We start from the raw sequence: 11,909 nt of genomic DNA on the forward strand, positions 1-11,909 counted from the left end.
TAATACGCATGGTATAATACAAAATTAGTATTAGATGAAACTGATTTGAAAGGAGTTTGGATGATTATGAGAAAGAACAAACTCAAAATTGCAAAAATTAGATGTTTATTACCACTTTTGGTGCTTATCATAAGTGCTGGAATTTTATCATTTGTCGCAAATTATGTAAATATGGCAAGCTATAAACAGGTAAGGACAAAAGCAAAACTTAATGCTGTTACATATTCTGACAGGATGGTTGAGGAACTAAACCGGGGTATTAATATAACGAATTCACTTAAAAATATTCTTTTGAATGACAATGGGAATATTAAACAATTTGAAGATATAGCTCAGAGGATGATGACGGATTATGTTCAGAGTATTCAGCTTGCACCTAACGGGGTGGTTACTGACATTTACCCGTCTGAGAGCAATGATGCCGGAAAGATAGATCTTGTTCATGATAAGATACGCGGGGAGATAGTCAGATATGGCATAAAGCATCAGATAACAGTTATACAGGGACCATTTAAACTTAATCAGGGTGGATGTGGTATAACAATAAGAAATCCGGTATATCTTCAAAAAAATGATGGAGAAAGATATTTTTGGGGATTTGCGATCGTAATAATCAAGGTGCCGGAGATTTTTAATGATTCAGTGAAATCATTGTCAAAATTTGGATATTATTATCGTTTATATAAAACGGAATCACCTTTAACTAAAAAGTTCAAACTTATAAACAGCTCCAAAACTAAGTTTACAGATTCGGTTTCACATGAATTTAATATTGGAGGATGTGTGTGGAAGATTGAGGTGATGCCTGTAAAAGGCTGGAGTCAGGAAAGTGATATGCTTCCGATATATTTATGTGGAACATTTATAATATTGCTGTTAGAGGGAGTGACGGCAGCTTTTCTTATCATGTTAAAGCAGCGTAAACGGTTTAAGATACTCTCTGTTACGGACAGTCTTACCGGATTGCTCAATCGTATGGGTTTTAATGAACAACTGGATATTTATATTAGCGAGAACGGTGATAAAAACTGTATAGGTATCCTATTGGATGTGGATAACTTTAAGATAATAAATGATATGTATGGGCATGGTGTCGGAGATAAAGCCTTAAAACATCTGGCGGAGTCTATGAGAGATACTTTTTCTGATAATGCGATACTTGGACGAAATGGCGGTGATGAGTTTTGCATTTTATTAAAGGATTGCAATGTTGAGGATATGCGGCAAAAAATTGAGGAATTTTGTAAGATGAACCGTGTATTCAGATACAAGGGAGAAGAATATACATATAGCATTTCTATGGGATATGCAGAATATCCGGTTCATGTGAAAAAAGCATCAGAATTGCTGCATTATGCAGATATAGCTTTGTATGAAGTGAAACTTAAGGGAAAAAATGGATGTCTTGGCTATAATGACAACATTCAGTCAGAAAAAAGGACGCAGCTTGGTTTTAAGCTTAATGATATTTCTTCAAATCTTCCCGGTGCATTTTTTATTTACAAGGCAGATATTGACGATGAAGAAATTCTTTATGCAAATCAGGAAATGATAAGGCTTGTCGGATGCGAAGATTTGGATGATTTTTTTGAATTTACAAAAAGGCAGTTTAAAAACCTTATACATCCAGATGAAATACAGGCAGTGGAGGAAAATATCTGGAGTCAGATCAAGATAGCGGAAAATAAGACAAATGATTATGTGTGGTATCATCTTGCGACAAAGAGCGGTGAATATAAAAAAGTTTTTGATATAGGGCATATTGTTGAAAGCGAACATTATGGTAAAGTCTTCTATGTATTGCTCATAGATTATGATATTGTTTGCAGGCATTATGAAAAAAATAAAAATAATCAATTGTCGGAATAAGAAATATACATTACAAAAATATGAAAGACTTAGGAGATAAGTAATAAGAAAATATTGTAAAGCAATTTGTGCTTTGAACAAATTTGATATAAATGAAGGTTCAGTGTGAAAAGATTTTTTCACACGCAGGTTTGTGTTTTAGTACACTTGACACAAATTTGATATGAAAAAATGTGTGCAGAAAAGAGGAATAATATGGGATTAATTAAGGCTTTAGCAGGAGCAACAGGTGGTACTTTAGCGGATCAGTGGAAAGAATATTTCTATTGTGAAGCAATGGATGCAGATGTACTTGTATGTAAGGGAGAAAAAAGGACTTCCGGCAGGAGCAGTAACAAAAAGGGCAGTGACAATATCATTACAAGCGGTTCTGTTATTGCGGTAAATGACGGACAGTGTATGATAATTGTCGAGCAGGGAAAAGTTGTTGAACTTTGTGCTGAACCGGGTGAATTTGTGTTTGATTCATCTACTGAACCGTCAATTTTTAATGGAAAACTCAGCGAGTCGATAAAAGATGTTTTTGCGACTATTGGTAAGAGATTTACATTTGGCGGAGATACGGCAAAAGACCAGAGAATATATTATTTTAATACAAAAGAGATTATCGGAAATAAATACGGAACACCAAACCCTGTACCTTTCAGGGTTGTAGACAATAATATAGGTCTTGATGTTGATATTGCTATTCGCTGTAATGGAGAATATTCATATAAAATAGTAAATCCCATACTTTTTTATACAAATGTGTGCGGTAATGTCGAGGAGGAATACAGACGAAGCGAGATTGACAGTATGTTAAAGACGGAGCTTCTCACGGCACTTCAGCCGGCATTTGCACAGATTTCTGATATGGGTATCCGTTATAGTGCACTTCCGGGACATACGATGGAGATTGCAGACGCATTAAATGCAGTTCTCTCAAAGAAGTGGGCAGAACTTAGAGGAATTGAAGTTTCATCATTTGGAGTAAATTCAGTAACTGCATCAAAAGAAGATGAGGAGATGATAAAACAGCTTCAAAAGACGGCTGTTCTTAGAAATCCTAATATGGCGGCAGCTACACTTGTCGGTGCACAGGGTGATGCGATGAAGGCGGCAGCTTCAAATCCAAATGGTGCGATGGCAGGATTTATGGGAATGGGTATGGTTCAAAATGCAATGGGAACTGATGCACAAAGCCTTTTTGCCATGGGGCAGCAGCAAGCATCACAGCAACAAGCTGCACAGCAGCAGTCACAGCCTGCACAGACTGATAACACGGCAGCGGTTTCACAGTCAGAAAAAAGCGGCTGGATATGTGAATGTGGAAAATCCAATACGGGAAAATTCTGCATTGAATGTGGAAAGCCTAAGCCACAGCCTGTTCTTGGCTGGACTTGTAGCTGCGGTACCGTAAATAAAGGGAAATTCTGCATGGAGTGTGGTGCGAAAAAACCGGCAGAGGCACCTCTTTACAGATGTGACAAGTGTGGATGGGAGCCTGATGACCCTAAAAATCCGCCAAAATTCTGTCCTGAGTGTGGAGATCCTTTTGATGATAATGATATTGTTTAACACTATCAGGCAGATAGCAGAGCAAATTGCAAATATCTGTTTGATTATAATTAGGTAAGCAGCAGAGTAAATTAGGAATATCTGTTTGGATGTTATCAGGCAAGCGGAAAAGCAGACTTAGAAAAGCCGCCTGACTGCAAAGAGAATAATGGAAGAAATGAAGATAGTGTGAAAAATAATATTTTTATACACGAGATTTGTGCTTCGCATAAACTAATATGTGAAACACAGGAAATGAGGATTAGTATGGATGATACAATAGCTTACAAATGCCCATGTTGTGGTGCATCACTTGTGTGGGGGAGCAAGGAACAGGAACTGGTATGCGAATATTGCGATAATAAGTTTACTGAGGCACAGTTAAAAGAAATCGCAGATGAAGAGAATACAAAAGCCCGGGAAATGAACGCAAAATGGAATGTGGAAGAAACGGACGATGACAATGGTATGGATGGCATGAAAGTACATATCTGCCAGTCATGCGGTGGAGAGATAATAGGTGATGAAAATTCGGTTGCTACGGAATGTGTATATTGCGGAAGTCCGACTATCATTACTGAAAATATTTCAGGAGTAAACAGACCTAAATATGTAATTCCTTTTAAACTTGATAAAAATGCAGCAAAGGAAAAATTAAAGGCATTTTATAAGGGAAAGCGTCTGCTGCCAGACGAATTTTCAAAGAAAAAACATATTGATAGTATAAAAGGTTTGTATGTTCCGTTCTGGCTTTTTAATTGTGAAGCTGAGGCAGATATTACATATAAAGCAAACAGGACACATTTCTGGAGTGATGCCAACTATAATTATACGAAAACAGATCACTATATGTTAAAAAGAAAAGGAAAACTGGCATTTGAAAAGATACCTGTCGATGCTTCAAGTAAGATGGATGATAAGTATATGGATTCGATAGAACCATTTGACTATAATCAGCTTGAAGAATTCTCGGAAAAATATCTCACGGGTTATTATGCTGATAAATATGATGTTGACATTAAAGCGAGTGAGCCGAGGGCAAATGAGCGTGTAAAGAGGAGTACCGAAGATAAGTTCAGGAGCAGTGTCAAAGGATACGAGTCGGTAATCGCTGATAGCAGCAGGATAAATGTTAAAAACGGAAAAGCAGAATATGTAATGTTTCCGGTCTGGATACTCAACAAAAAATATAAAGATAAGATTTATACTTTTGCCATGAACGGACAGACAGGAAAACTCGTCGGCGAGCTTCCTATAGACAAATGCAAGGCACGAAAGTATCTTTTTGGGATAACGGCAGTGATATTTATCATATTGCAGATTTTTGTCTGGATATAGGAGGATTGAATGATGGAAAATAGATTGAACATAAAAACTGCTGTTAAAGCATCGGGATATTCAGGCTTTAAGGCTGACATATTAAGAAAGTTAATGCTTCTTGTAATGTCCGTGAGCATTATGTCGGTATTTCTTGGTTTTTCGGTAAGCAGTGCGGCAGGAAAGAAAAGTGTTATAGATGATGCGGGACTTATAAAGGCATCTGACGAGAAGGAACTTGACAAAAAGATAAAAAATATACAGAAAGATAAGTTTGATGTTGTCATATTGACGGTCAAGTCACTTGACGGCAAAAGTGCACAGGACTATGCGGATGATTATTATGACAATAATGATTATGGACTTGACAATGAGAAAAGCGGCGTGCTTTTCCTTGTGAGCAAAGGTGACAGAAAATATCATATATCAACTAAAGGTGCAGGGATAAAGGCATTTACGGATTATGGTATTGGCAGGATAAAGGAGGAGATAAAACCTTATCTGTCAGATGGTGATTACTTTAATGCCTGTGATGAATTTTTAAATATAACAAAAGATTTTGTCAAGGCATATAAAGACGGAACACCATACGATACCGACAATCCTTACAATGAGGAGATTGATTATGTTATACTTGAAGTCATAGCACTTGTCATAGCATTTGTTATAGCACTTATAAGTGTCGGCATCATGAGATTAAGAATGAATACGGCAAAACCAAAAGGGACAGCAATGGAGTACATAAAAAAAGGCTCATTTAAACTTACGAGTGAAAAAGACATTTTCATGTATTCAACAGTTACAAAAACGGCGAAGCCAAAGGACAATGACAACTCTGCCGGTGGAAGTACAACTCATGTAAGCAGCAGTGGAAGTGAACACGGCGGTGGCGGTGGAAGTTTTTAACATTATCAGGAAAGTCAGCCGCTTTTATTGTGCAGAGTGATAAGTGTGGGGGGACTTGATTACAGCAACGGGATGTTTTTATTATAAAAAGCTACTGTATAGGAGATATAACGGATGAAACATTTTACAGGATATGAACTGTTGTGGCTGTTCTTTGTATATTCATTTTTGGGATGGGTATTAGAAACAGCAGCCACGACATTAAAACAGCGTAAGTTTTCAAACCGAGGACTTGTAAATGGTCCTTTCTGTGTGATTTATGGAATTACTGCTGTTCTTATGTCGGTAGGTCTTCAGGAACTTAAAGGCATATGGCTTTTTGTTTTTGCGGCTGTATATGCGACAGTTGCCGAGTGGATAAGCGGTCATCTTATCGAGAAGATATTTCATGAGAGATGGTGGGATTATTCAGAGAGAAAGAGAAACCTTGACGGCTATATATGTGTTTCGGCTTCAGTTTTCTGGGGAGCATTAGGGTATGTCGCAGTCAGGTTTGGAAACAGGTTTATAATATTTCTGCTGACAATACTGCCATATATTCTTATGAGGATATTACTGCTTATCCTGATTGTAGTATTGTTTATTGATGTTTTTGCCTCTGTAATGCTGCTCAGTGGTAAGAGTAGAAATGCTGAAAGATGGGCGGCAGCAGATGCAGGCATCGACAAGGTAAGTGCGAAACTTAGGAAAAAAATAAATAATGTGATAGAGCGAAGGATAAGAAAGGCTTATCCTAAAGCTGTAAAAACGGAGAGTGTAAAAAAGGATGCCGGAGGTGTATTTGCGAGCGGATGCTGTTTTTACAAGATAATGCTTTTATTTATAATAGGAGCATTTCTTGGAGATATTACGGAAACGATATTCTGTCGTATCACCGAAGGTGTGTGGATGAGCCGAAGCAGTGTCGTGTGGGGGCCGTTTAGCATTGTGTGGGGACTCGCACTTGCACTTGTCACATTGTTTTTATACAAATACAAGGACAGGAGTGAAAGTTTTTTGTTTTTGACGGGGACGCTTCTCGGCGGTGCGTATGAATATCTTTGCAGCGTTTTCACGGAGCTTGTGTTTGGAAAAGTCTTTTGGGATTATAGCAGAATACCGTTTAATCTCGGTGGCAGGATAAATCTTCTTTACTGTTTTTTCTGGGGAATAGCGGCAGTAGTGTGGTTTAAAAGGATGTTTCCTAAAATTGAGATGCTTATAGAAAAGATACCTGTAGTATCAGGAAAAGTAATCACATGGCTTCTTCTTGTATTTATGGTATGCAATATAGGTGTTTCGTGCATGGCTCTTGTAAGATATGATGAGCGAAGCAGGGAAAATAAGGTATCACAGTCGATTAAGATTGAAAACGGCAATAAAAAAAGTGATGAAAAAGATTTAAAAGCATGGCAGAAATGGATGGACGAGCATTACGATGATGCAAAAATGAAAAAAATCTATCCAAATGCGAAAAAGGCTTAAAAATATATACAAAAAAGAGAGGTGGCATTTGGAGAAAACAACCTCTCTTTTTTGCTAAGCTGCAGCTCGTTTTTAATAAAAAGTTAAAATTAAGCTACCGATTTTCTTTTTTTTCAATGAAAAACAAGAAAATAAAGTTAAGCCATTACACGGCTTTTTTTCATTACATGTCTGTATGCGGGGATTAAAAACATATCCGCACACACCCATGCGAGCGGACTTGCGAGTACGACAAAAGTATATCCGAATATTGGAACTAGCACGAAGCCGGCTATTGAGCGTGCTATCATTTCGCATACGCCGGCAAGTATCGCAAATCCCGGATAACCGATACCCTGTATCATGAAACGCACTATATTTACAAGTGCAAGTGGTATATAGAATAAGGCATTTCCTATCATAAACATTGAAATCTTGTTTATAAGTTCTGTTTCTTTACTGCTCACGAAAAGAAGTGCGAGATATTTGCCAAAGAATATCATAAGTACAAGTATTGCAAGCGAATAGATAACACCAAGCTTTATGCAGGCTTTAAGTCCCTCGTCGATACGGTCATACTTTGCCGCACCTTTATTCTGACCGCCGTAAGTAGCCATAGTTGAGCCCATTGCATCAAAAGGGCAGCAAACGAACATACTTACCCTGCTGCCTGCCGTTACTGCTGCAACTATTGTTGACCCCATATTATTTACGGCAGTCTGCAATATGACACTTCCTATCGCCGTGATGGAATATTGAAGTCCCATAGGTATTCCCATTTTGCAAAGCTGGAGCATTTGTTTTGTTGATATTTTCCAGTCGTCTTTGTTAAAGTTAAGATATCTGTATTTTTTCACGGTGTAAATAAGACAAATTATGCCTGAAACTGCCTGTGCCGTGACTGTCGCAACGGCTGCACCGCTCACACCCATTCTTTTTACAAGGATAAGGTCGAGTATGATATTTAATATAGAAGAAAATATCAGAAATACTACCGGGGTAAAGCTGTCGCCGAGAGAACGGAGAACACCGGATACCATGTTGTAGAGTATTGTTGCCGGTATTCCCATAAATATTATGAAAATATATATGTAGGCATCGTCAAAAATGTCTGCCGGGGTTCTCATAACGGTAAGTATGTCTTTTGTAAATATACCTATTATAATAGTAAGAACTATTGCAAATAAAATTGAACACCATGCACAATTTGCAATATAACTTTTCAGACGGTTTGTATCTTTGGCACCAAATGCCTGTGCAATAGGGATGGCAAAGCCGTTGCATATACCGATACAAAAGCCAAGTACCATAAAGTTTATGGAACCTGTTGAGCCGACGGCAGCGAGGGCATTGACACCGAGCTGTTTTCCGACAATGACAGAGTCTACCATATTATAAAACTGCTGGAATAACATTCCGAAAAGAAGCGGAACACCAAAATTAAGTATAAGTTTCATTGGGTTTCCGGTCGTAAGGTCCTTAGACCCACCAAATTTTAATTTACTCATTTTACCTCGTTTCTGCACACATTTATTATTTTATTGTTTTTGGCTGCGATTTAACATTCTAGCACGGTTTATCCGAAAATGGAAGTAGAATTTTTGAGTATGATAAAAAAAATATAAATTTAAGTGGTAACTGTATAATTATTTTGATATAATGAATAAGCATTTAAAACACAATAGTGTTATTAGTAAGTGGCAGAGTGGATTGTAAATATCCGGCGGATTGTAATTATCCGCTTTTGATAAGAATAATTTATGAAAGAAATGAGGATTGATTAATGAAGAAACAAAAGAGAGTGATTAGTTTTTTACTTGCGTGTATTTTAGCTCTTAATTTAGGAGTTTCCTTTTCAGAAAATGTTAATGCGGAAGCGGCTTCAAAAAAATATGTTGTCAAGATCAATAAAAGTATGAACTGTGTGACAATATATGAGAAAAAGTCTTCTGGTAAACTTAAGCCGGTTAAAGCAATGATATGTTCGACAGGTTCTGCAACGCCTATAGGAACATTTCCACTTGGAGAAAAAATGAGATGGCACACGCTTATGGGACCAAGCTATGGTCAGTATTGCAGCAGGATACATGGCGGTATATTGTTCCATTCAGTATGGTATTACAGAAACGGTGATCCGTCATCTATGTCGGCAAAAGAGTATAATAAACTCGGTACGACGGCATCTCATGGTTGTGTAAGACTTATGGTTGCAGATGCAAAGTGGATTTATGACAATGTACCTTCAGGCAGTAAGGTTATCATTTATAATTCTTCAAATCCCGGACCGCTTGGCAAGCCAAAGGCTCTTAAGATAAGCGGGCATACAAACTGGGATCCGTCTGATGTATGGAGCAAAGGAAATCCATGGAACAGCAAAAAGCCGTCTATCAAGGGTGCATCAAGTAAGACAGTAAAATTTGGTTCAGCTTATAAGGCAAAAAGCGGAGTCAAAGTAGTTACTACATCAGGCAGTACAGCTTCATCAAAATTAAAAGTTTCAGTGTCATATGCCGGTGAAAAAGTAGGCAGGGTTGATACTAAAAGACCAGGAACATATAAGGTAACATATACATTTACAGATGAAGCAAAAAAGACTGCAAGAAAAACTGTAAATATAAAAGTAACAGCAGAAAGAAGTACACCAAAGATTACAGATACAAAGACTCTTTATGTTACATCAAAGAGTAAGATGACAAAGGGATTTGCCGTTAAAAATGCTACGATTAGACAGTCAGGCAGGAAACTTGCGGCAAAATATATCAGGGTTAAATATCAGAAGCTTAAGAAGAATACATATAAACTTACATATATTGCACAGAGAGAAAGTTATGAGGCAAAGAAATCTGTTAAAGTTTATATAGACAACAAAGCACCGGTCATCAGCGGAATAAAGAACAATGCGGAATATGAGGCTTCAGCAGATACAGTAGTAAATCAAAATTATTGTCGTGCCATTATTAAAAAGGTCAGCGATAATTATACAAAACTTAAGGTGTCTGATGTTAAGATAAGTTTAAGTGAGACGGAAACTGCCGGAAGATATAAGGCTGTGTATGCAGTCAGTGACAAGGCAGGAAATACAGCAAAATATACTGTTTATATCAATAAAAAGAGTGATGTTGTCTCAGGTGGAGCGATTTCGTAAGATTTTTTATGTAACAGTTCAGAAATAAAAAGACTATACGACAGAAAGGAATTAAAGATTATGAATTTTCTTGAGGAAAAAATAGTAAAAGAAGGCGTTGTAAAGAAAGGAAATATTTTAAAGGTTGACAGTTTCTTAAATCATCAGATGGATGTGAAACTTTTCCGACAGATGGGTGAGGAATTTAAAAAGCGTTTTGCCGATAAGCCTATCAATAAGATACTTACTGTTGAGGCATCAGGTATAGGAATTGCCTGTATAGTAGCGGAGTGCTTTGATGTGCCGGTTGTTTTTGCGAAAAAGTCAAAGAGTGTAAATATTGACGGTGAAGTTTACAATGCCGAGGTAGAGTCATTTACACATAAATGTAAAAACCAGGTACTTGTTTCTAAGAAGTTTTTAAATCCTGAGGATCATATACTTATAATAGATGATTTCCTTGCAAACGGCTGTGCATTACAGGGGCTTATATCGATAGTATCGCAGGCAGGCGGAACGGTTGAAGGAATAGGTATTGCTATCGAAAAAGGTTTCCAGCAGGGCGGAAAGATTATCAGAAATCTCGGTTTTCAGCTTGAATCACTTGCCATTGTCGAGAGCATGGATGCATCAGATGGTTCGGTGGTATTTCGTGAGCAGTAAGAAACAGCGTAATATCGACCGAAAATTGAAAATAAGGCTAAAGTAATAGGCGGCATCTGAAAAGAACGGAGAAAATACCTGATAAAATTTTAGATTAACATTTTTGATTGATATAAATATAAAATTGGCAATAATGGGAGAATATAAAACAATTTGTCCATATGAAGAATTGAAAAGGGGATTGAGGAATAATGGAAAAACAGGTTGCAGTATTGATTGATGGAGACAATATATCGGCCAAATATGCCGAGAGTATCAAGCAGGAGGCATTACAGTATGGAAATATAAAAGTATTTCGTCTGTATGGTTCGGTAAATTCTCCAAACACTAAAAAATGGTATCCGGTCATGCCAAGACAGGGTATTATGCCGGTATTACAGATTTCGTATGCGAGCGGAAAAAGTATAGCAGACCAGGCACTTACGATAGATGCCATGGATCTTCTTCACTCAGAGGGGATAGATGTATTTTGTATTGCATCAAGTGACAGTGATTTTACAAAACTTGTTTACAGGCTTAAAGAGTCCGGAAAGGTAGTTATTGGAATGGGCGAGTCTAAGACCAAGGAAGCTCTCGCTAAAGCCTGCGATGAATTTAAGATATTAAATCTTATCTATCAGACGGAGGAAGACAATGTAAAATCTGATGAAATGGATGCGGATACTTCGATAAATTCAGGTCAAAAAAAGCCTGATAAGGAAGAGACAGAAAGAGGATTTTACGAGGATGAGATTCTTGACGATGACGAGGATGAAGAAATTGAGGAAGTTGAGATAAGTATTCCCGGACTTCCTGAGATTTCTTCATACATAGCTTTGTATATCGAGTCACTTGACAGCGAGAGAGTAAACCTTGCGACGCTTGGCAATGTCCTGAAAAAGAGATTTTCAGGATTTGATACGAGAAATTATAAATGCAGCAACATGACGCAGATGATGAAAAAAATCGGTGGATTTAAGGTAGAATCCGAAAATGCACCTGATGGTGTGCATAAAGTTATGTATATAAGTCTTGCGGATAAACATTAAAAATACAAAACTTCATTATAAAA

9 protein-coding genes are annotated in these 11,909 nt (G+C 37.4%); 8 read left to right on the forward strand and 1 reads right to left on the reverse strand.

Features of this window, described 5'->3' with window-relative positions:
- Positions 1–66 precede the first annotated feature (66 nt).
- From DW721_RS09920 to DW721_RS09940, 5 genes are all read left to right on the forward strand, one after another.
- Positions 67–1,869, forward strand: coding sequence for a diguanylate cyclase (locus tag DW721_RS09920; protein WP_118745647.1), 1,803 nt, complete (start codon positions 67–69; stop codon positions 1,867–1,869).
- A 195-nt stretch (positions 1,870–2,064) separates the two neighbouring features.
- Positions 2,065–3,426 (forward strand): SPFH domain-containing protein, encoded by a 1,362-nt coding sequence (locus DW721_RS09925; protein ID WP_118745648.1) that lies wholly within the window; start codon positions 2,065–2,067, stop codon positions 3,424–3,426.
- A 246-nt stretch (positions 3,427–3,672) separates the two neighbouring features.
- Positions 3,673–4,743, forward strand: a complete 1,071-nt coding sequence (locus DW721_RS09930; protein WP_118745649.1) for a hypothetical protein — start codon at positions 3,673–3,675, stop codon at positions 4,741–4,743.
- Positions 4,744–4,752: 9 nt separating this feature from the next.
- Entirely contained in the window at positions 4,753–5,628 is an 876-nt protein-coding gene (locus tag DW721_RS09935; RefSeq protein ID WP_118745650.1) for a TPM domain-containing protein, read from the forward strand.
- Positions 5,629–5,742: 114 nt separating this feature from the next.
- On the forward strand, positions 5,743–7,092 hold the full coding sequence (locus DW721_RS09940) for a putative ABC transporter permease (protein ID WP_055942736.1): 1,350 nt from the start codon (positions 5,743–5,745) through the stop codon (positions 7,090–7,092).
- 137 nt (positions 7,093–7,229) lie between these two features.
- Here the strand turns inward: DW721_RS09940 and DW721_RS09945 are convergent, their stop codons facing one another.
- A complete protein-coding gene (locus DW721_RS09945) occupies positions 7,230–8,579 on the reverse strand; it encodes an MATE family efflux transporter (protein WP_055942733.1) in 1,350 nt (449 codons plus the stop codon).
- 275 nt (positions 8,580–8,854) lie between these two features.
- Here DW721_RS09945 and DW721_RS09950 point away from each other — a divergent pair, with 275 nt between their 5' ends.
- The 3 genes from DW721_RS09950 to DW721_RS09960 all read left to right on the forward strand — a co-directional run bounded on the left by DW721_RS09950 (position 8,855) and on the right by DW721_RS09960 (position 11,886).
- Positions 8,855–10,216, forward strand: a complete 1,362-nt coding sequence (locus DW721_RS09950; protein WP_118745651.1) for a L,D-transpeptidase family protein — start codon at positions 8,855–8,857, stop codon at positions 10,214–10,216.
- 60 nt (positions 10,217–10,276) lie between these two features.
- Positions 10,277–10,858 (forward strand): xanthine phosphoribosyltransferase, encoded by a 582-nt coding sequence (locus DW721_RS09955; protein ID WP_022014773.1) that lies wholly within the window; start codon positions 10,277–10,279, stop codon positions 10,856–10,858.
- 191 nt (positions 10,859–11,049) lie between these two features.
- Positions 11,050–11,886 carry an NYN domain-containing protein gene (locus tag DW721_RS09960; RefSeq protein ID WP_118498680.1) on the forward strand — a complete coding sequence of 279 codons (837 nt, stop codon included), beginning with the start codon at positions 11,050–11,052 and terminating at the stop codon, positions 11,884–11,886.
- Positions 11,887–11,909 lie beyond the last annotated feature (23 nt).

The organism is Clostridium sp. AM27-31LB, assembly GCF_003480745.1.
Taxonomy (GTDB): Bacteria; Bacillota; Clostridia; order Lachnospirales; family Lachnospiraceae; genus Butyribacter; species Butyribacter intestini.